At 38.0% G+C, this 20,664-nt stretch carries 20 protein-coding genes; 18 read left to right on the top strand and 2 right to left on the bottom strand.

Translation table 11 applies throughout. The features are described from left to right. The first annotated feature begins 141 nt into the window (after positions 1-141). The 8 genes from CSE16_RS20915 (at position 142) to CSE16_RS20880 (ending at position 7,769) form a co-directional block, all read left to right on the top strand. Positions 142-1,626, top strand: a complete 1,485-nt coding sequence (locus tag CSE16_RS20915; RefSeq protein ID WP_099425645.1) for a malate:quinone oxidoreductase — start codon at positions 142-144, stop codon at positions 1,624-1,626. A gap of 176 nt (positions 1,627-1,802) precedes the next feature. Beyond that, positions 1,803-2,276: a methylated-DNA--[protein]-cysteine S-methyltransferase gene (locus CSE16_RS20910; protein ID WP_099425644.1), complete on the top strand. Its 474-nt coding sequence runs from the start codon at positions 1,803-1,805 to the stop codon at positions 2,274-2,276. Positions 2,277-2,286: 10 nt separating this feature from the next. After that, on the top strand, positions 2,287-2,886 hold the full coding sequence (locus CSE16_RS20905) for a class I SAM-dependent methyltransferase (protein ID WP_099425643.1): 600 nt from the start codon (positions 2,287-2,289) through the stop codon (positions 2,884-2,886). 260 nt (positions 2,887-3,146) lie between these two features. Beyond that, positions 3,147-4,355 carry an ABC transporter substrate-binding protein gene (locus tag CSE16_RS20900; protein WP_099425642.1) on the top strand — a complete coding sequence of 403 codons (1,209 nt, stop codon included), beginning with the start codon at positions 3,147-3,149 and terminating at the stop codon, positions 4,353-4,355. A 109-nt stretch (positions 4,356-4,464) separates the two neighbouring features. Continuing rightward, positions 4,465-5,340 (top strand): branched-chain amino acid ABC transporter permease, encoded by an 876-nt coding sequence (locus CSE16_RS20895; RefSeq protein ID WP_099425641.1) that lies wholly within the window; start codon positions 4,465-4,467, stop codon positions 5,338-5,340. Between the two features lie 11 nt (positions 5,341-5,351). Further along, positions 5,352-6,290 (top strand): branched-chain amino acid ABC transporter permease, encoded by a 939-nt coding sequence (locus CSE16_RS20890; protein ID WP_099425640.1) that lies wholly within the window; start codon positions 5,352-5,354, stop codon positions 6,288-6,290. Next, positions 6,287-7,060: an ABC transporter ATP-binding protein gene (locus CSE16_RS20885; RefSeq protein ID WP_099425639.1), complete on the top strand. Its 774-nt coding sequence runs from the start codon at positions 6,287-6,289 to the stop codon at positions 7,058-7,060. The genes CSE16_RS20890 and CSE16_RS20885 overlap by 4 nt, the downstream gene beginning before the upstream one ends. Before the next feature lies 1 nt (position 7,061). Next, entirely contained in the window at positions 7,062-7,769 is a 708-nt protein-coding gene (locus tag CSE16_RS20880; protein ID WP_099425638.1) for an ABC transporter ATP-binding protein, read from the top strand. A 306-nt stretch (positions 7,770-8,075) separates the two neighbouring features. Here the strand turns inward: CSE16_RS20880 and CSE16_RS20875 are convergent, their stop codons facing one another. Further along, entirely contained in the window at positions 8,076-8,780 is a 705-nt protein-coding gene (locus CSE16_RS20875) for a pseudouridine synthase (RefSeq protein ID WP_099425637.1), read from the bottom strand. Between the two features lie 252 nt (positions 8,781-9,032). Here CSE16_RS20875 and adh point away from each other — a divergent pair, with 252 nt between their 5' ends. The 4 genes from adh (at position 9,033) to CSE16_RS20855 (ending at position 13,263) form a co-directional block, all read left to right on the top strand. Beyond that, a complete protein-coding gene (gene adh / locus CSE16_RS20870) occupies positions 9,033-10,559 on the top strand; it encodes an aldehyde dehydrogenase (protein WP_099425903.1) in 1,527 nt (508 codons plus the stop codon). Between the two features lie 17 nt (positions 10,560-10,576). Next, entirely contained in the window at positions 10,577-10,933 is a 357-nt protein-coding gene (locus tag CSE16_RS20865) for a DUF779 domain-containing protein (protein WP_099425636.1), read from the top strand. A gap of 346 nt (positions 10,934-11,279) precedes the next feature. Further along, positions 11,280-12,707 (top strand): aldehyde dehydrogenase family protein, encoded by a 1,428-nt coding sequence (locus CSE16_RS20860; RefSeq protein WP_099425635.1) that lies wholly within the window; start codon positions 11,280-11,282, stop codon positions 12,705-12,707. A gap of 67 nt (positions 12,708-12,774) precedes the next feature. Then, positions 12,775-13,263, top strand: a complete 489-nt coding sequence (locus CSE16_RS20855; RefSeq protein WP_099425634.1) for an acyl-CoA thioesterase — start codon at positions 12,775-12,777, stop codon at positions 13,261-13,263. An 89-nt stretch (positions 13,264-13,352) separates the two neighbouring features. On the opposite strand, the gene CSE16_RS20850 is transcribed toward CSE16_RS20855, so the two are convergent. Then, positions 13,353-14,666 (bottom strand): globin-coupled sensor protein, encoded by a 1,314-nt coding sequence (locus CSE16_RS20850; RefSeq protein ID WP_099425633.1) that lies wholly within the window; start codon positions 14,664-14,666, stop codon positions 13,353-13,355. A 177-nt stretch (positions 14,667-14,843) separates the two neighbouring features. Between CSE16_RS20850 and CSE16_RS20845 the strand changes: the two genes are divergently transcribed. The 6 genes from CSE16_RS20845 to CSE16_RS20820 all read left to right on the top strand — a co-directional run bounded on the left by CSE16_RS20845 (position 14,844) and on the right by CSE16_RS20820 (position 20,531). After that, positions 14,844-15,056, top strand: coding sequence for an acyltransferase (locus tag CSE16_RS20845; RefSeq protein WP_099425632.1), 213 nt, complete (start codon positions 14,844-14,846; stop codon positions 15,054-15,056). 180 nt (positions 15,057-15,236) lie between these two features. Continuing rightward, on the top strand, positions 15,237-15,542 hold the full coding sequence (locus CSE16_RS20840; RefSeq protein WP_099425631.1) for a magnetosome magnetite crystal formation protein family: 306 nt from the start codon (positions 15,237-15,239) through the stop codon (positions 15,540-15,542). 434 nt (positions 15,543-15,976) lie between these two features. After that, positions 15,977-16,441 carry a CtsR family transcriptional regulator gene (locus tag CSE16_RS20835; RefSeq protein ID WP_099425630.1) on the top strand — a complete coding sequence of 155 codons (465 nt, stop codon included), beginning with the start codon at positions 15,977-15,979 and terminating at the stop codon, positions 16,439-16,441. 12 nt (positions 16,442-16,453) lie between these two features. Further along, the gene (locus CSE16_RS20830; protein WP_099425629.1) at positions 16,454-16,996 is read left to right on the top strand and encodes a UvrB/UvrC motif-containing protein; all 543 of its coding nucleotides are present in this window, start codon (positions 16,454-16,456) and stop codon (positions 16,994-16,996) included. Further along, positions 16,993-18,090, top strand: coding sequence for a protein-arginine kinase McsB (locus CSE16_RS20825; protein WP_099425628.1), 1,098 nt, complete (start codon positions 16,993-16,995; stop codon positions 18,088-18,090). Before CSE16_RS20830 ends, CSE16_RS20825 begins: the two co-directional genes overlap by 4 nt. Next, positions 18,087-20,531: an ATP-dependent Clp protease ATP-binding subunit gene (locus CSE16_RS20820; protein WP_099425627.1), complete on the top strand. Its 2,445-nt coding sequence runs from the start codon at positions 18,087-18,089 to the stop codon at positions 20,529-20,531. Before CSE16_RS20825 ends, CSE16_RS20820 begins: the two co-directional genes overlap by 4 nt. Positions 20,532-20,664: the final 133 nt, after the last annotated feature.

Here is a 20,664-nt window from a genome sequence, read left to right as displayed (position 1 = left end):
TTTCACAATTGTGTTACACTACAATGAGTTAAAAAATGATACAGAAAGAAAAATAGGCGCAACCATTTATATAGTCGAACATTTAAGTGAGCGCTTACATTATTTCTGCAAATCGTAATATATATATAAGGGAAGGTAAATATGAGTAACAAGCATATTAAATCAGACGTTATCTTAATTGGTGCCGGTATTATGAGTGCGACTTTAGGTACAATGCTTAAAGAATTAGCACCCGATTGGAAAATCACAGTATTTGAGCAGTTAGGTAAAGCAGGCGAGGAAAGCTCTCACGAATTAAACAATGCAGGTACAGGTCATGCTGCATTATGTGAGCTTAACTATACAAGTGAAAAGTCAGATGGCTCTATTGATATTACAAAAGCAATTGCAGTAAATGAACAATTCCAAGATTCACTACAATTTTGGTCCCATCTTGTGAAAAACAAACAAATTAAAAATCCTCAAGATTTTATTATGCCAATACCTCATATGAGTATGGTTCAAGGTGAGAAAAATGTTGAGTATTTAAAAAAGCGTCATGAAACAATGATTGGAAATCCACTATTCAAAGGAATGGAATTTTCAGAGGATCCTGCGACATTAAAACAATGGATTCCATTAATTATGAACGGCCGTAAATCAAGTGAACCGATTGCTGCTACAAAAATCGATTCAGGTACGGATGTAAATTTCGGTTCATTAACACGTATGTTAATCACGAATTTACAAAACCAAGATGTAAATGTGAATTATAACCATAGCGTTAAAGGTTTAAAACGCATGCCTGATGGTACTTGGGAAGTGAAAGTACATGACAAAGAAACCCACAAAATGGAGTATCATTCAGCTAAGTTTGTATTCTTAGGTGCTGGTGGTGGTAGCTTAGAGTTACTACAAAAAACAGGTATCCCTGAAAGTAAGCACATCGGTGGATTCCCTATTAGTGGTCTATTCTTAGTATGTAACAATCAAGAAATCGTCGAACAACATCATGCAAAAGTGTACGGTAAAGCGGCAGTTGGTGCACCACCAATGTCAGTACCTCACTTGGATACACGTTATATCGATGGTAAAAAATCATTATTATTCGGTCCATTTGCTGGATTCTCACCTAAATTCTTAAAAACGGGCTCAAACATGGACTTAATCGCAACTGTAAAACCGCATAACTTAGTTACATTATTAGCTTGTGGTGCGAAAAACATGGACTTAACAAGTTATTTAATCGGTCAAGTATTATTATCAAAAGAAAAACGTGTTGAAGAATTACGTAATTTCGTTCCAGGAGCGAAAAGTGAAGATTGGGAAGTTATTGTAGCTGGTCAACGCGTACAAGTAATTAAAGATACAGCCGCAGGTAAAGGTACATTACAATTCGGTACAGAAGTTGTAAGTGCACACGATGGTTCAATTGCCGCATTACTTGGTGCATCTCCAGGTGCTTCAACAGCAGTTTCGGTTATGATAAAGGTAATCAAACAATGTTTCCCAGAGGAAGTTAAAAATTGGGAACCAAAGATTAAAGAAATGATTCCTTCATATGGCAAGAAACTTGGCGAAAATCCAGAGCTTATTGAACAAATTCATGCTTCAACTGCTGAAACATTAGGCTTACACAAAAACTAATTCATAGTAAAATAAAGGGAACCTTTAATCAAATAATGATAAAAGGTTCTCTTTTTTGTATAAACGAAGAAAACTGCCGTATTATTTGGTACGAGACATGCCATTCTATTGCATAATCTGTATATTAATGAACAGAAATTTAGCAGAATAATCTTATTTAAAACCGAGGGGAATATATGTATCGATTAGATGTTTCATCACCACTAGGAATGGTTGAAATTACGAGCACAGAGAACGCAATTACAGCGGTGTTATTTGTTGATCGAGAAGAAACAATCCATGAGCAAACAAGCGAAACACCGACTGTATTGAAAGATTGCTATGAACAACTAATACAATATTTTAACGGCGAGCGTACGAAATTTACCGTTCCATATGAAATGTATGGCACAGACTTTCAGAAAAGTGTTTGGACTGCTTTAACGACGGTACCTTTTGCCAAAACCGAATCTTATAAAGATATTGCAATTAAAGTAGGCAATGAAAAGGCTGTACGTGCAGTAGGAACAACGAATGGAAAAAATCCAATAAGTATTATTGTGCCATGCCATCGAATTATTGGAGCAAATGGCAAACTAACGGGTTATGCTGGCGGTCTATGGCGTAAAGAATGGCTGCTTATGCATGAGCAAAAAATGGCAAAAGAATAGGAATGATTAAATGAATGAGCAGCAGTATGAAAAGTTACTAAATATTAATACATCGGGCAATCAGTATGGTTTTCCAAAGTTAGCCCAGTACCATCGCTATGAGCCGACCCCATACAGCGGATTAGAACAATTATTTGAGCACTACATATTACCTGAAAATGCATGTTTAGTAGATATCGGATGCGGGAAAGGCCGTGTGCCGATTTATATCCACCATCAATTTCAAATACCAGTAGTAGGAATTGAGATGGACCAAAAGTTTTTTGTAGAGGCTGAGCATAACCGCGAGCAATATTTAAAGAAGTTCAAAAGAAAAGGTGAGTCCATTCAATTTATTAATAAGCTAGCAGAAACCTATAAAATAGCAGACAAGGACAATGTATTTTTCTTTTTTAATCCATTTTCTATTCATGTTTTTCGACAGGTGATGAACCATATCTTTGATTCAATTGAACGAAAAAAGCGTGTAGTAGATGTTATTTTATATTATCCCGCGCCAGAGTACATGCTTTATTTACAGCAGGAATTAGCATTAAATTTTCTTATAGAAATCAAATTGATGAATGAAAAAAATGAGAATGAACGGATTGTCGTATTTCGAATGCCCTAAATGAAATTGATGCCTTGTATTGGAAAAACTACAAAAGTAGTAAGAATAAATTGAAATTAATTAGAAAATACTAAATTTACAGAAAAATCACACTAGACTAAAAATAAAGTTTCCCTTACAATACAGAAGTTAGAATAATTCAGTGTCAAAGGTCATACCTTTTTTATTCTGAAAATTTAAAAAATAGATTGTGAAGGTACTAGATGTTCGGTATAATTATCTGAAATATCTAACAACTAAAGTGTTTAGGGGGAATAACAATGACACACAAAAACAAAATGAAAAAGTATGGCTCTCTTTTTATGGCAACAGCTTTACTGACAGGTGCTTTAGCAGGATGTAATACGGACGGTGATACAAGCTCTTCGGGTGGAAGTGGTAATTCCGCATCAGATGTAATTAAAATTGGTGCTAACTTAGAATTATCAGGGGGTGTAGCATCCTATGGTTCTTCAATTGGTGATGGTGCAAAACTTGCCATTGAAGAAATTAATGCAGCTGGCGGTATTGACGGTAAAAAGCTTGAATTAATTACAGTTGATAATAAATCGGAAAACTCTGAAGCAACGACAGCCGCAATTCGTTTAGCTGAAAAAGAAAAAGTAGTAGCAATGCTTGCACCAGCTACTTCTGGTAACTCCGTAGCGACAGTTGAAATTGCAAATAAATATAAAGTGCCAATGGTAACAGGATCAGGTACTTCACCAAATGTAACGGTAAATGAAAATGGGACAGTAAATGAATATGCGTTCCGTACATGCTTTATCGATCCATTCCAAGGAACAGTGGCAGCTAATTTCGCAACGAAAGATTTAGGTGCTAAAAATGTTGCAATTTTTGCTGACAATGCATCAGATTATGCAAAAGGCTTAGCTGCTTCATTTAAAGAAACGGTGGTAGCAAATGGCGGTACGGTCGTTGCTGAAGAAGCATATGTAGCAAAAGACGTTGATTTCAAATCGACATTAACAAATATTAAAGGGAAAAACCCTGACTTCATCTTTATCCCAGGTTATTACGAAGAGGTAGGCTTAATTGTTAAGCAAGCCCGTGATCTTGGCATTGATGTCCCGTTAATGGGGGCAGATGGTTGGGATTCTCCAACGTTAGTTGATTTAGCGGGTGCTGAAGCCTTAAATAACACGTATATTACAAATCACTATTCTTCTGAGGACCCTGATGCGAACATTCAAAAATTCGTTGAAGCATTTAAAGGAGAATATAATGAAGCACCAAACGCATTCCACGCATTAGGCTATGATTCAATTTATTTCATTGTTGATGCGATTAAACGTGTAGATGGTGACATTACGAGTGAAGCGATTCAAAAACAACTTGCTGCAACAAAAGACTTAAGTTTAATTACAGGTACCTTCACAGTAGATGAATTCCATAACCCAGTAAAATCTGCAACGGTTTTGGAATTCGTAAATGGTAAACAACAGTTCAACTCTAAAGTTAATCCTTAAGTTCTTAACAAGTAGGGGGGCGAACTAGCCCTCCTTTTTTTAGTGGATTAGAACGGTTCAGTTTTCTTATAGTGTCATATTTCATCATACACAAAAAGGAGTGAAATTTATGGAATGGATCCAACAGCTTGTCAATGGTATTTCACTCGGTAGTATCTATGCGCTTATTGCACTGGGCTATACGATGGTATACGGGATAATTAAATTAATCAACTTCGCACACGGTGACGTATTTATGCTCGGTGCCTTTATTGGCTTTTATGCGATCGCACGTTGGGAAATGAACGTCTTTCTAGCTTTGATTTTAGCTATGATTTTATGCGCAGTTATTGGAGTTATTATTGAGCGTGTTGCTTATAAGCGTTTAAGAAATGCAACGCGCATAGCGGCTTTAATTACAGCAATCGGGGTTTCATTACTAATTGAATATACGGTTATCTTCTTCCGAGGAGCGTCACCATCCGCTTATCCAACAATCTTTGAAACGAGTAATTTTGAAATTTTAGGTGTAAAAATTAGTACGCAATCTATTTTAATTTTATCCGTTTCTATTTTCTTAATGATTTTATTACAATTTATCGTTCATAAAACAAAAATCGGGAAAGCCATGCGTGCAGTATCTCATGATGCAGACGCAGCGCGATTAATGGGTATTAACGTTGATAATACCATTTCGGCAACATTTGCAATTGGTTCAGCATTAGCAGGTGCAGCAGGCGTAATTTTCGGTATTTATTATACGCGTATTGACCCGTTGATGGGGGTTTTACCAGGGATTAAAGCGTTCATTGCAGCCGTACTTGGTGGAATTGGAATTATTCCAGGTGCGATGGTCGGCGGTTTAGTACTAGGTGTGGTAGAAACAATCGTATCCGCATTAGGCTACTCTTTATGGCGCGATGCAGCGGCATTTGTTATTTTAATACTTATTTTAATTATACGACCATCGGGTATTTTCGGTAAAAATGCTCGAGAGAAAGTGTAGGTGGATAGCGTATGAAAAAGTCAAAAGTTTTTTGGAGTTATCTCGCACTAGCGCTAGTAATCTATGCAGTCGTTCAATTTTTAATTAGTGGGAATATGGTTAGTTATGCTAGCCAAAACATGTTAATTACGATGTGTATTAATATTATGCTAGCAGTTAGTTTACATGTTGTTATCGGAATAACAGGTCAATTCTCAATTGGTCATGCAGGTTTTTTAGCTGTAGGTGCTTATATTTCCGCAATTTGTACAATGAAATTCGGGATGCCGTTCGTTACAGCGATTTTAATAGGAGCTGTTGTTTCAGCACTTGCGGGTCTTTTAGTAGGAATTCCGTCCTTACGTTTAAAGGGGGACTATTTAGCAATTGCAACTTTAGGATTTGCAGAAATCATTCGTATTGTGTTTGTCAATATTGATTATGTTGGTGGCGCAGCGGGAATGCAAGTGACGCATCAATCCACTTGGACATATGCATTCTTTGGTGTATTTATTACGATATTAGTCATTTCTAATTTTACAAAATCACGCCATGGACGTGCATGTATAGCCGTTCGTGAAGATGAAATAGCGGCCGATGCGATGGGAATTAATACAACTTACTATAAAGTTATTGCCTTTACGATTGGATCTTTCTTTGCAGGAGTTGCAGGTGCAATCTATGCGCATAACTTCTATATTATCCAACCAACTGCTTTTGGCTTTTTAAAATCATTTGATATTTTAATTTTCGTTGTACTAGGTGGATTAGGTAGTTTATCCGGTTCAGTAATAGCGGCGATTTTCTTAACGGCAATCTCTACTTACTTACAAGGCTTCCCAGAGACGCGTATGATTATTTATTCTTTAGTCTTAATTTTAGTCATGCTTTACCGTCCAACCGGGTTGATGGGAACGAAAGAGATTACACACCTCTTTAAGTTTGGGAAAAAGGGAGGGACACGTATATGAGTGCACTTCTTAAAGTTGAAAATCTAGGCATCCAATTTGGCGGACTAAAGGCTGTACAAAATGTGAACTTGTACATGAATCAAGGAGAGCTAATTGGTTTGATCGGTCCGAACGGTGCTGGTAAAACGACAACATTTAATATGCTAACGGGTGTCTATGCTCCGACAGAAGGATCAGTTCTATTTAATGGGAAATCGATTGGTGGATTAGACCCTTATAAAGTAACAAGACAAGGAATTAGCCGTACATTCCAAAATATTCGACTGTTTAAAGAGTTGTCTGTGTTAGATAACGTAAAAGTAGCGAACCACGGACTCGCAAAACATAATGTATTATCGAGTATTTTTCGCCTGCCAAATCATTTTTCAGGCGAGGCCAAAATGGAAGAGGAATCATTAGCATTTTTAAAAATATTTGGTCTAGATAGTTTCCGTGACGAACTTGCCAAAAACTTGCCGTATGGGATGCAACGTCGTTTAGAAATTGCACGTGCGCTTGCAGCAGGGCCAAAGCTGCTGTTACTAGATGAGCCAGCAGCAGGAATGAATCCTCAGGAAACACATGATTTAATGGAATTAATCTCCTTTGTTCGTAAGGAATTTAACTTAACGATTTTACTGATAGAACATGATATGAACTTAGTTATGGGAATTTGTGAGCGAATCTATGTGTTGGATCATGGGCAATTAATTGCGGATGGAACACCAGCAGAAATTCGTTCAAACCCAAAGGTAATTGAAGCGTATCTTGGTGAGGAGGTTGCAGAATAATATGCTAAAAGTGAATGACATCGACGTGTATTACGGCAATATTCAAGCGTTAAAAGGAATCTCCCTCGAAGTAAATGAAGGTGAAATTGTAACGTTAATTGGTGCGAATGGTGCAGGAAAAAGTACATTACTCAAAACAATTTCTGGACTATTAAAGCCAAAGCGTGGGTCGATTGAATATTTAGGTTCAGCAATTGATGGCAAGGCGGCACAATCTATTGTAAAAGCAGGAATCTCACATGTACCAGAAGGTCGCCGAGTATTTGCAAATATGACGGTAGAGGAAAACTTGGAGCTTGGTGCTTATTTACGAAATGATCGTGACGGGATTAAAAAAGATATGGCGCATGTTTACGAGTTATTCCCGCGTTTACTGGAACGTCGTAAGCAGCAATCCGGTACGTTATCTGGTGGCGAGCAGCAAATGTTGGCGATGGGACGCGCACTAATGGCTAAACCGAAACTAATCATTATGGATGAGCCGTCAATGGGGCTTGCACCGCTTATGGTGAAAAATATCTTTAACATTATTGAAATGGTGAACAAGGAAGGAACAACTGTGCTATTAGTTGAGCAAAATGCGAATATGGCCTTATCAGTTGCGCATCGTGCCTATGTATTAGAAACAGGGAAAATCGTCCTTTCAGGAACAGCAAAAGAGCTACAGGAAAGTGATGAAGTAAAAGCAGCTTATTTAGGTGGTTTATAAAAATGAATTACCCCTCGGCGTAATTGCGTCCAGATTTTTTCGAGTTTGCTCGAAAACTCCTCTAAAAAACTGTGATATCCGCCGGGGGCTTTAACTTGATTCAGTTCTGGTTTGAACCCCCACTGAATTAAGGGTATACTTGGCATCCATCTGCCATTTATAGAAGTGGAGGACTTTTGCTGAAAAAGTTAAACTGTGGCTGTCCCTAAAGTAAAAAAGCCAAAACGTAGATTTAAAATCGCGTTTTGGCTTTTTTAATTCGAGTAATATTGTTGTAAAACGGGCTTATTAGAACTAGCAAAATTTTTATTGTTTTGGTGTATAGTTTAGCAGTGTAAATAGTTCATCTTTTTCTGTATTAGTTAAATCGCGCCACTGGCCAACTTTTAAATTGCCTATACGAATGTTCATGATGCGTATACGTTGCAGTCGTTTTACAGAATAGCCAAGCGCAGAACACATACGTCGAATTTGACGGTTTAACCCTTGCTCTAAAATGATTTTGAAAACATGGGACGAGATTTTTTCTACACGACATGGCAAAGTTTTCGTATCTAAAATTTCAACACCTGAGCGCATCTCTTGAAGGAAATCTTCTGAAATGGGCTGATCCACTTGGACGACATATTCTTTTTCATGATGGTTTTCAGCACGAAGAATTTCGTTGACGATATCCCCATCATTAGTCAGTAATAATAACCCTTCTGAATCTTTATCCAAACGGCCAATATGGAAAATACGCAATGGATGATTCACGAAGTCGACAACATTTCCTTGGATATGTTTTTCTGTTGTACTCGTTATGCCGACTGGTTTATTCAGCACAATATATACGAGTTGCTCCTCTTTTTTGACCGGTTTCCCGTCAACGTAAACATCATCGCCATCTGTAACCTGACTTCCGATTGTTGCAAGTTCACCATTAATTGAAATACGTCCTTCTTCAATCCACTTATCTGCACCACGACGAGACACGATACCTGTTTCTGCTAAAAATTTATTGATTCGCATAATTTTCACCTACTATTAGAATACATTCAGTATACAATAAATGACGCATAAATTCGCCTCGGTGTAATTGATAAAAACAATTTTCGGAAAAGTGAAGCTTAAAATTGAAATCTTTCTACTTTTCTGACAATATAGTAATTGAAGATACTTTTACATAGAGTCTTCTTTTCAGCGTAAATGGCACTCTACTAGAAGGTATTGCTCAAAATATTATGGCAAAGGGGAGAATTTTCAATGACAGAGGTTAATGTAATGACAAACGTTTATGCAAATCCAAATACGGAAGGTGCGCTCGTACATTTTAAGGAACGCTATGACAATTTTATTGGTGGAGAATGGGTTGCACCGACAAATGGTGAGTATTTTGACAACGTTACACCAGTAACTGGTAAAGTATTCACAAAAGTTGCTCGTTCAACAGAAGCGGATATTGAATTAGCTTTAGATGCAGCTCATGCAGCAAAAGATGCTTGGGGAATTACATCGGCTACTGAGCGAAGTAATATTTTGTTAAAAATTGCGGATCGTATCGAACAAAATTTAGAAATGCTAGCCGTTGCGGAAACTTGGGACAATGGTAAAGCAATCCGTGAAACATTAAATGCCGATTTGCCACTTGCGATTGATCACTTCCGTTATTTTGCTGGAGTATTAAGAGCGCAAGAAGGCTCACTTAGCCAGATAGATGACAATACGGTTGCCTATCATTTCCATGAGCCAATTGGTGTAGTCGGACAGATTATCCCTTGGAACTTCCCGTTGTTGATGGCAGTATGGAAGCTAGCACCAGCACTAGCTGCTGGAAACTGCGTTGTTCTTAAACCGGCTGAGCAAACACCGACTTCTATTTTAGTATTAGCGGAGTTAATTGGAGATTTATTACCTCCTGGAGTGTTAAATATTGTAAATGGTTTCGGCTTAGAGGCTGGAAAACCGTTAGCATCAAGCCCGCGTATCGGTAAAATTGCCTTTACTGGTGAAACGACGACGGGACGCTTAATTATGCAATACGCATCACAAAATTTAATTCCTGCGACATTAGAGCTTGGTGGGAAATCCCCGAATATATTCTTTGAAGACATTATGGATGCAGACGATGCATTTTTAGATAAGGCAGTAGAAGGCTTTGTATTATTTGCACTTAATCAGGGAGAAGTATGTACATGTCCATCTCGTGCACTTATTCAAGAGTCGATTTATGAGAAATTTATGGAACGTGTATTAAAGCGTGTAGAAGCGATTCAAACAGGAAACCCACTGGATCCAAACACTATGATGGGCGCTCAAGCATCTTCTGAACAGATGGAAAAAATCCAATCTTATTTACAAATTGGAAAAGAAGAAGGCGCAGAATGTTTAATCGGTGGTGAAAGAAATGACCTAGGTGGCGATTATGCAGAAGGCTACTATATTAAGCCAACTGTGTTTAAAGGTAATAATAAAATGCGTATTTTCCAAGAGGAGATTTTCGGTCCCGTTGTAGCGGTAACGACATTTAAAACGAAGGAAGAAGCGTTAGAAATTGCGAATGATACATTGTATGGTCTAGGCTCAGGTGTTTGGACGCGAGATATGAATACTGCATACCGCTTCGGACGTGGAATTCAAGCTGGACGCGTATGGACAAACTGTTATCACGCATATCCTGCACATGCAGCATTTGGCGGCTATAAAATGTCGGGTGTTGGGCGTGAGAATCATAAGATGATGCTTGGTCATTACCAACAAACGAAAAACTTACTTGTGAGTTATGATGAAAACCGCTTAGGCTTCTTCTAAGAGAGGAGGTGCAAAAATTGGTTGAACGTGTTGTGGCAACCGATGCAGCATTAGCGTTAATTGGCAAGTTGAAAGAGCGCCATGGTCCGGTTATGTTTCATCAATCAGGTGGATGCTGTGATGGTTCCTCGCCGATGTGTTACCCTGATGGTGATTTAATCGTTGGCAATCAGGATATTTTATTAGGCTATATTGGGGAGAGTCCGTTTTATATGCACAAAAATCAATATGATTATTGGAAACATACACAAATTATTATTGATGTCGTGGATGGGCGCGGTGGCATGTTTTCCCTTGAAGGAGTGGAAGGGAAACGCTTCTTATCTCGCTCTCGTGCATTTAATAAAATGGAACTCGAACAACTGAAACAGTAATAGTAGGCACGAAAAAGTAGGGGATCATACTTTTTCGTGTCTTTTTGATGTGAAGAAAGGTCATTCACTTTAGAAAAATAAGCGTATAATACTTTTAAGGGCGTGAGAGAATGCAAAAGGAAGCTTTCAGGTATTAGTGTGGTCTATGAAATCTATACCAAATATGTTAATTCTGTTTTCACGTGAAACAATTTTATATAAGAGATGAATGATACTTTACTGGATATTTAGGACACCGGTTGTAAGGTAGTTTAAAATCCGCAATTATCTAACAGCCTATAAAAGTGGGGAACTTCCGCTAAATAGAAGCTAAAGAGGGAATAGCGGCATTAAAGGAGCAATTGAAATGAAAGAAACAAAATTATGGATTAATGGAGTTTGGGAACATACAAAAGAATACTATAACTTAACCGCACCTTATACAGGCGAGGTCATAGCAAAGGTGGCAAAAGCAAAGCCGGCAGATGTAGAGCGTGCGATTGTGGGTGCTCATAACGTATTTCAGACATTCAAAAATGTCCCTGCCTATGAGCGTGCTGAAATTTTATATAAAGTTGTTGCGATTATGAGAGAGAGAAAACAAGAACTTGCTGAAATTTTAGCAATGGAAGCAGCCAAACCGATAGCGGCAGGCTTAGTAGAAATCGATCGAACAATTGCAACGTATCAGTTCGCCGCTGAATCCGCTAAACAATTGACAGGGGAGACGGTACCGATGGATGCAGCCCCAGGTGTGACGGATCGAATCGGTTATACAAAGCGTATCCCTCTAGGTGTAGTTACAGCGATTACGCCGTTTAACTTTCCATTTAACTTGATCGCACATAAATTAGGTCCTGCCTTTGCAGTAGGCAACACGGTAGTTTTAAAACCCGCTACACAAACGCCATTAAGCTCAATTGTAATGGCGGGAATTTTTAAGGAAGCAGGCTTACCAGATGGCGCACTACAAATTGTTACAGGAAGTGGAAGCGAATTAAGTGATCGATTGGTAACGCATCCTCTCGTTAAAAAAGTAACGTTTACAGGAAGTGGCACAGTCGGGTTAAAACTGAAAGAAAAGGTTGGCTTGCGCAAAATTACGCTGGAGCTTGGTTCAAATGCGGGGCTAATTGTAGAGCCTTCGACACCGCTTGAAAAAATAATAAAACGCTGCGTGAGTGGTGCATTTGGATTTGCTGGACAAGTTTGTATTTCATTGCAACGTATTTATGTGCACCAATCCATTTATGAAAAGTTTACGAAGCTATTTGTAGAAGAGACGAAAAGGCTTGTCGTAGGTGATCCACTTCAAGAAAATACAGATGTTAGTGCAATGATTCATCCAGGTGAAGTTACACGCATAAAAAATTGGATTGAGCAGGCAGTTAGTGAGGGAGCGGTTGTTGAGACAGGCGCGGAGTTTACAGCGCGTACATGTACGCCAACTGTTATGACGAATGTACAGCCTCATATGAAAATTGTATGTGATGAAACATTTGCACCGATTGTTTCGATCGTCCCCTATGAAACGTTAGATGAAGCAATTGCATATATCAATGAATCGAAGTTAGGATTAAATGCCGCAATTTATACAAATGTGTTAACTGACGCAATGAGAGCCACAGATTTGTTGGAAGCGGGTACGGTCATTATTAATGATATTCCGACTTTCCGTGTAGACAATATGCCGTATGGTGGCGTAAAAATGAGTGGCTATGGTAGAGAAGGTATTAAATATGCAATTGAAGAAATGACAGACTTAAAATTCATTACAATGAAATTAAACTTTTAAGTGAACGGCTACGATCCAACGAAAGAAAGTAGTAACATGAAACGTATTAAGGAAAGGATGTTTTACGATGAATACCGTATTACCAATGAGTTACTCCCGCACAATTCAAACGCGATTAGTATTACCACCCGATACAAATCATCATAATTCAATTTTTGGGGGGAAAGTATTAGCTTATATTGATGAAATCGCGGCAATTGCAGCGATGAAACACGCACAAGGGGAAGTTGTGACAGCATCCTTTGACTCGGTTGATTTTGTTTCGGCTGCATATGCAGGAGATATGATTGAGTTGGAGGCGATTGTAACAGGCACTGGGCGTACATCGATGGAAGTGTATGTCCGAGTTGTTACTCGAAATATTAAAAATGGTTCTAAAAAACTAACGACAGAATCCTTTGTAACGATGGTAGCAATTGATGAACAAGGTAAACCGAGAGAAATCCCAGCAGTAGAACCGAACACCGATTTTGAAAAACATTTATTTGATACTGGACCCATTCGTCAAGAACATCGGAAAGCAAAACGCGCACTATCTAAAAAAAGAAGAGGCTAATTTTACGGCAAGTATTAATTATATACGACAAAAATTCACCATTTCGTAAAGTAACGAAGTGGTGAATTTTTGTTTTCGTGCAACTTATGTCAATCGTGTAATTCATGAACAATGCGCAACAAAGAATCAGATGAAGTGGATACAAGTGTAGCTGTTTGTGTTAAGCCTGTAATAACAGTAGAAATCGATTGGATATCCTCTGTCGTATCTTCATATTTTGATTTAATTCCTGACACCGCTTCGGTAATGGATGTAAAGGAGTCCGCTAAACTTTTTTGTGTTTCGACACTCATTTTTATTTGCTCATCAACACTCGTAACAGAAGTGGACATTTGTTCAATATTTACTTCGGTTTCTTGAATGAGATGAGAAACATTTTGCACGGCATTTTTCGTTTCTTCCGCAAGTTTTCGTACTTCATCCGCGACAACTGCAAAACCTTTCCCGTGCTCGCCTGCCCTTGCTGCTTCAATCGAGGCATTTAAAGCAAGTAAGTTCGTTTGATCGGCAATGCCTGTAACGAGACCAACAATTTCAGAAATTTTTTGAGAAGAACGGCGTAAATTCACCATGGAAGTCTCTAAAATATCTACACCATCTAATACCGTTACCATCAGAGCTGTTTGGGTAGCGAGATGGGTTGTACCAATAGTGGATTTATCCTCAGTTTCTGCTACTAAATTCAGCCCTTCTTTTGTAGCAAGTGTGATGTCTTCTGTTTGCCCTGCAATTTCTTGAAGCGACGCATTTGTTTCATCACTGATGCTATTTAATTCTGTTGCGGTGCGTTGAATACGATCAATTAACTTTTGTTTAATTATCTCATCTTCATTGCGAATACGTTGTTCTTCAAGCTCGTACGCCTCAATAACGAGCTGTTGCTCAAAGTTAATTAATTTTGAAAATGCATTTATCGCACGTCCCATATCATGTGAAGGCATATCTATCGTTTGGATAAAATCAATAAATGTCGTCATCAACGATTGGAATGAGGCAATATACCATTTTGATTTTAATCCGATTCGTACATGAACATGTGCAATAACTTTGCGTTCTTCGATGTAAGCAGAGTCAATTCGACATTTAAAGATATCTTCTAAATGTTTATTTAATGTTACTTTTAAACGCTCGATTTGCGTGGTGTTTTTAATGATTTTTACTAAATCAGGGCTCAAACTAATAGCCCCATAAAATTGTTCAATCATGACAGGAATGATGTCATGTATATAGGGCTGAAGCTGTTTAATGATTGCTAAATCCTCACGTGTCAATTTCAATAGTTGTAGCTGCTTATTTAACTCAGGGTATTTGGAAATGTCTAAATAAACTTCATTAGAATATTTCGCAGGATCAAAAAATGTTTGATTTGAAGCTTTAGATGATTTAGAGAACCAATTAACCATTGTTTTCCTCGTTTCATAATTTTCTCGGTTATAAACATAATACGCCTTTTTAGTAAGATAATCAGTATTATTTTACTATATGTTGCGAAAAATAGTGACATTTGTATTTTAATTTTAAACAATGTAAAATATAGGGTGGAAAAACAACTTATATTTACAAGTAAAGGACGTTGTATGATGAAGTTTCATAAAGGTCGTTTAAAATTTGTATTACCCTTATCTATTGGCGTTGCTATTGCCTCGTATATTATGTTGGTGAATAATTATCAAGAAGTTTCAGAACAAAATCGGTTGTTTATTGCTATTGGTGCAGCCATTTTAACGGCAGTCATCTCGTATTTCCTGTTTCCTCAAGAAGGGGATAATCCAGATGATCGAGGTCCCTATTAACGATGCAATACATAAAAAATCTCGATGATCATAGTCGAGATTTTTTATTTTTGTTCAGCTTATATTTATGAATCTTTTTGAAGTTCCACACGTAAATTAGGTATTACTTCTATTAGTAGGGGTCATACTGCCCGTTACTGCGGGATTAATTAATTTAAATCAAAGTGAGGTTGAATACAAATGGAATCTAAATGGTCAAAAGTAATTATTCATGCAAGCGCATTTTTTGCTCCCTTTTTAGTCCCGATTCTATTTTTCATAATAAGTACTGAAGAAGATGTGAAACGAATTTCGATGCAAGCGTTATTATTCCAAGTTATTTTTGGTATTTTTATCGCCATTGCGGGAGTACTTTCATTTATATTAATTGGGTTACCATTCTTATTAATATTCTTGGCAATTTTCTGGATTGCACCAGTTATTGGCATTTTTAAGGCATTATCCGGTTCAGATTGGAATTACCCAATTGTAGGTCGTTGGGTTTAGCAATTAACTTTCCCACAAAGCGCAAAACCACTATTTCAACTTTTGTTGGAATGGTGGTTTTTTATTTGGAACAGACAAAGGTTGTTCGAACCAAATATTAAATGTATAAATTTTCAAGAAAATCCCCATAAGTAAATAGAGAAATTAACTTGTTTCAGCAGAAAGTTCTTATTTCTATAAGTGGGGGATGAATGCCAAGTATGACCTAAATTCATTGAGGGTTCAAACCCAGGCTGAATCAAGTTAATGCCCCGGCGGTGTCACAGATTTTAAGGGGAGTTTTTCAAGCGAGCTCGAAAAACATCTGGACGCAATTACGCCGAGGCGTAATTGATCTTCGTGAGCAGGGTTTATAATTTGCATTTAGTTTTTTGCCTATTGTATATTTAAGTCAAAGATAGTCAAAGTCAGTTGGTAGTGAGGTGAAAGACAGCATGAGTAATATATCTGACATTATTGAAGGGTATTTAAAAGAGGTTATTGAATTAAAAGGACAAGGACATATTGAAATTAAACGGAGTGAACTTGCCGATAAGTTTCAATGTGTACCTTCACAAATCAACTACGTCATTAATACACGATTTACTGCTGAACACGGTTACCTTGTAGAAAGTAAGCGTGGAGGTGGGGGTTATATTCGAATTTTGCGCGTAACAATCCACTCAAAAAAAGATTTATTAGATGAAATGGACACACAAATTGGTGAGGGCATAGCGCAAACAAATGCAAATCGCATAATTTACAGAATGCTTGAAGAAGCGATTATTTCCGAGCGCGAGGCAACGATTATGAGAGCGGCAATGGATCGTGAGACATTACAATTACCATTGCCAGTACGTGATCAACTAAGGGCACATATTATGCGTGCGATGTTAAAAGTAATTTCGTTTGAGAAGTGAGGGGGCTGTTAAATGATATGTGGACATTGCAAGCAAAGACCTGCTAATGTGACCGTTACACAAATTCAAAATGAACAAAAAGTTGAACGGCATTATTGCGAAATATGTGCTGCACAATTTCACCCGTTTCAATTTGAAGCAAGTAATGAGCCTGTTTCAATTCATCAATTTATTTCCAATTGGTTGAATTTCTTACCAGCTTCGACTACGAAAGAAATTAAACAAGCAACAGAGAAAAAAACAACGAATTGTCCCACATGTGGTTTGACGTATCGACAATTTTTAAAACAAGGTAAGTTTGGTTGTGAAAATTGTTATGAAACGTTTAGTGGGCAATTGCCACAGTTACTTGAACGTATTCAAGCTGGTACAAAGCATGTTGGTTTTAAAGAGCAAACGATTTCTATAGAAAAAATAAAGTACCAAATAGAGACGCTACGTGAACAATTGCAACGGGCTATTTTAGCGGAACATTTTGAAGATGCAGCAAAATTTCGAGATGAAATTCGCTTGCTTGAAAGTAAAGTTAATTTGGGAGGTGAGGAGCAATCATGAATATCGAGCATTTTTTAACGAATGCCAATCCAAGCTGGATGCGAAATGAGGATGATTCGGATATCGTCATAAGTACACGCATTCGACTTGCTCGAAATATTGCCAGGACACGATTTCCGAATAGCTTTACTGAAGAGGAAGCACAAGGAATAGAAGATGAATTGATGAATGCTTTATTTTCACATGAAAAGAACCCGTATCATTTTTCTCATTTTCCTATAAAAGATTTACCACAATTACAGCGTCAAATTTTGGTTGAAAAACATTTAATTAGCCCCAATTTAGCGAACCGTAAAAAAATTGGTTCTGTTTTTTTAACAGAAGATGAGTCATTCAGTATTATGGTGAATGAAGAAGACCATATCCGAATACAATGTTTAGCCTGCGGAATGCACATTGAAGATGCATTTGAGAAAGCGCGCAAAATAGACCGTTATTTAAGTCAGCATATTACTTATGCATATCAAGAGCGATTTGGTTATTTAACGAGCTGTCCAACAAATGTCGGTACAGGTTTGCGAGCATCGGTCATGTTACATTTACCAGCCCTAACCTTTACGAAACAAATGAATGCATTAATTCAAATGATGACAAGATTAGGAATGGTTGTAAGGGGTATATATGGAGAAGGTAGTGAAAATTTAGGTAGTGTTTACCAAATTTCAAACCAAATAACTCTAGGGAAATCTGAATTGGACATTTTGCAGGAGTTACGTGATGTTGTCGAACAAGTGATTAAAAAAGAGCAAAGTGCTCGAAAGGCATTACTTATTCGCGCACCATCGACTTTGGAAGATCGTTTGAGTCGGTCACTCGGTACTTTAAAATATGCGAAAATTCTATCGAGTGAGGAAGCGGCAAGTTGCTTATCTAATATTCGTCTCGGTGTAAGTTTAGGGTTATTAGAGCCGATTTCTCAAAGTCGACTGAATGAATGTATGTTATTAATCCAGCCGGGATTTATCCAGCAATATGTCGGAACAACGTTGCAGCCAGCTGAACGCGATATGTATCGTGCAAAGCTGTTACAAGATAAACTACGACAACAAGATGAAAGTTTTAATAATGGGGAAAAAGGGGAGGATTCTATATGATGTTTAATCGATTTACACAACGCGCACAAAAGGTGTTACAACTTGCTCAAGAAGAGGCAATTCGCTGGAAGCATAAAGAAATTGGAACAGAGCATATTTTACTTGGCCTTATTCGTGAAGGTGGTGGAATTGCCGCAAAAGCATTAGAGGCAATTAATATTAGTCCAAAAATGATTGAATCGGGTATTGAAGAGCTTGTAGGAAAAGGAACAGAAGAGGTTGGTCCGATTGTCCATTACACACCGCGTGCAAAAAAGGTGATTGAATTATCTTTAGATGAATCACGTAAACTCGGTCATGCGTATGTCGGAACAGAGCATATCTTATTAGCGTTAATTCGTGAAGGGGAAGGCGTTGCAGCGCGTGTATTAGCTAATACAGGCGTAAGTATTAATAAGGCTCGTCAGCAAGTATTATTACTTTTAGGGAATAATGACACAACTAATGGTAGCGGGACACCAATGAACCAAACCGTTAATACGCCAACATTAGATAGTTTAGCACGTGACTTAACAGTGATAGCGCGTGAAGGTTCACTTGACCCTGTCATTGGTCGTTCAAAGGAAATTACGCGTGTCATTGAAGTATTATCTCGTCGTACAAAAAATAATCCGGTATTAATCGGTGAGCCTGGCGTTGGTAAAACAGCCATTGCAGAAGGGTTAGCACAGCAAATTGTGAATAATGAAGTGCCTGAAATTTTACGTGACAAACGCGTAATGACTTTAGATATGGGGACAGTCGTAGCAGGAACGAAATACCGTGGTGAGTTCGAGGATCGTTTAAAAAAGGTAATGGATGAAATACGCCAAGCGGGGAACATTATTTTATTCATCGACGAACTGCATACTTTAATTGGCGCTGGTGGTGCAGAAGGTGCGATTGACGCATCAAATATTTTAAAGCCATCTTTGGCACGCGGAGAATTGCAATGTATTGGTGCGACGACATTGGATGAGTACCGTAAATATATTGAAAAAGATGCAGCACTTGAACGCCGCTTCCAGCCAATTCAAGTAGATGAGCCGACTGTTGATGAAACGATTCTAATTATTAAAGGGCTACGTGATCGTTATGAAGCGCATCACCGTGTAAAAATTACTGATGAAGCAGTGGAAGCGGCAGCGAAATTATCAGACCGTTACATTTCAGATCGTTTCCTACCAGACAAAGCCATTGATTTAATTGATGAAGCTGGTTCAAAAGTACGTTTGCGTTCTTATACGGTTCCGCCAAATTTAAAAGAGTTAGAAGATAGTTTAGAAAGCATAAAATCTGAGAAAAATGCCGCTGTATCTAGCCAAGAATTTGAAAAGGCCGCAGCGCTTCGTGACTCAGAACAAAAGGAAAAAACAAAATTAGAGCAAATGAAAAAAGAGTGGAAAGAGAAGCAAGGAAAAGAGGAATCTACAGTAAATGTGGATGATATCGCGCAAGTAGTTGCGATGTGGACCGGAATTCCTGTTTCAAAAATTGCTCAGGAAGAATCCGCAAAACTATTAAATCTTGAAGAAGAATTACACAAACGTGTAGTTGGTCAAAGCGAGGCGGTAGAAGCGATTTCTCGTGCAATTCGCCGTGCTCGAGCAGGCTTAAAGGATCCGAAACGTCCGATTGGCTCATTTGTATTCCTTGGTCCAACGGGTGTAGGTAAAACAGAGCTAGCACGAGCTTTAGCAGAGGTCATGTTTGGTGATGAGGATTCGATGATTCGTGTCGATATGTCTGAGTATATGGAAAAGCATTCGACGTCTCGTTTAGTTGGTTCACCTCCAGGCTATGTAGGGTTTGACGATGGGGGACAATTAACAGAAAAAGTTCGTCGTAAACCATATTCTGTTGTGCTTTTAGATGAAATTGAAAAGGCGCACCCAGATGTGTTCAATATTTTATTGCAAGTGCTTGAAGATGGGCGATTAACAGATTCGAAGGGCCGAACAGTAGATTTCCGTAATACGGTTGTAATTATGACATCGAACGTTGGAGCAGATGCCCTTAAATATCAAAAATATGTTGGTTTTAATGTTGGGGATACGACAACGAAGAATAAAGATATGAAAGGGACGATGCTAGAGGAATTGAAAAAGGCATTCCGTCCAGAGTTCTTAAACCGTATTGATGAAATGATTGTGTTCCATTCATTAGAAAAAGAACACTTAAAGGAAATCGTTACTCTTATGGCGCAGTCTTTAATAAATCGATTAAAAGAGCAGGATATCGAGTTAGAGTTAACGGATGCAGCACTTCAAAAAATTGTGGAAGAAGGCTATGATCCACAATATGGTGCCCGCCCATTACGTCGTGCAATACAAAAACACGTAGAGGACCGCTTATCAGAAGAGCTATTAAAAGGTGAAATTGATAAGACTCAAAAAGTTGTGTTAGATTTCGTAAATGAAGAATTTATGGTGCACAGCCAAAATAGTGTGCCTACTAACTAATTTTACGGCAAAGCCTAAGTTACCAACGTTGTGTTGGCTCAAAGTCCCTAGCGGATGTTACAGATTTTTAGCGGGGTAGGTTTTTTACTACCTCGTTTTTCTATTCAAATAGGAATTTTAGCGAAAAGAATAG

Origin of the sequence: Solibacillus sp. R5-41 (genome assembly GCF_002736105.1) — a bacterium.
GTDB lineage: Bacteria > Bacillota > Bacilli > Bacillales_A > Planococcaceae > Solibacillus.
The sequence above is the reverse complement of the archived record's forward strand: the minus strand, read 5'-3'. Positions and strand labels throughout refer to the sequence as shown.

Bases quoted from the DNA above. Each gene is read 5' to 3' on its own strand.
- CSE16_RS20915 (WP_099425645.1), top strand. From the start codon at position 142: ATGAGTAACAAGCATATTAAATCAGACGTTATCTTAATTGGTGCCGGT.
- CSE16_RS20910 (WP_099425644.1), top strand. From the start codon at position 1,803: ATGTATCGATTAGATGTTTCATCACCACTAGGAATGGTTGAAATTACG.
- CSE16_RS20905 (WP_099425643.1), top strand. From the start codon at position 2,287: ATGAATGAGCAGCAGTATGAAAAGTTACTAAATATTAATACATCGGGC.
- CSE16_RS20900 (WP_099425642.1), top strand. From the start codon at position 3,147: ATGACACACAAAAACAAAATGAAAAAGTATGGCTCTCTTTTTATGGCA.
- CSE16_RS20895 (WP_099425641.1), top strand. From the start codon at position 4,465: ATGGAATGGATCCAACAGCTTGTCAATGGTATTTCACTCGGTAGTATC.
- CSE16_RS20890 (WP_099425640.1), top strand. From the start codon at position 5,352: ATGAAAAAGTCAAAAGTTTTTTGGAGTTATCTCGCACTAGCGCTAGTA.
- CSE16_RS20885 (WP_099425639.1), top strand. From the start codon at position 6,287: ATGAGTGCACTTCTTAAAGTTGAAAATCTAGGCATCCAATTTGGCGGA.
- CSE16_RS20880 (WP_099425638.1), top strand. From the start codon at position 7,062: ATGCTAAAAGTGAATGACATCGACGTGTATTACGGCAATATTCAAGCG.
- CSE16_RS20875 (WP_099425637.1), bottom strand. From the start codon at position 8,780: ATGCGAATCAATAAATTTTTAGCAGAAACAGGTATCGTGTCTCGTCGT.
- adh (WP_099425903.1), top strand. From the start codon at position 9,033: ATGACAAACGTTTATGCAAATCCAAATACGGAAGGTGCGCTCGTACAT.
- CSE16_RS20860 (WP_099425635.1), top strand. From the start codon at position 11,280: ATGAAAGAAACAAAATTATGGATTAATGGAGTTTGGGAACATACAAAA.
- CSE16_RS20855 (WP_099425634.1), top strand. From the start codon at position 12,775: ATGAATACCGTATTACCAATGAGTTACTCCCGCACAATTCAAACGCGA.
- CSE16_RS20850 (WP_099425633.1), bottom strand. From the start codon at position 14,666: ATGGTTAATTGGTTCTCTAAATCATCTAAAGCTTCAAATCAAACATTT.
- CSE16_RS20845 (WP_099425632.1), top strand. From the start codon at position 14,844: ATGAAGTTTCATAAAGGTCGTTTAAAATTTGTATTACCCTTATCTATT.
- CSE16_RS20840 (WP_099425631.1), top strand. From the start codon at position 15,237: ATGGAATCTAAATGGTCAAAAGTAATTATTCATGCAAGCGCATTTTTT.
- CSE16_RS20835 (WP_099425630.1), top strand. From the start codon at position 15,977: ATGAGTAATATATCTGACATTATTGAAGGGTATTTAAAAGAGGTTATT.
- CSE16_RS20830 (WP_099425629.1), top strand. From the start codon at position 16,454: ATGATATGTGGACATTGCAAGCAAAGACCTGCTAATGTGACCGTTACA.
- CSE16_RS20825 (WP_099425628.1), top strand. From the start codon at position 16,993: ATGAATATCGAGCATTTTTTAACGAATGCCAATCCAAGCTGGATGCGA.
- CSE16_RS20820 (WP_099425627.1), top strand. From the start codon at position 18,087: ATGATGTTTAATCGATTTACACAACGCGCACAAAAGGTGTTACAACTT.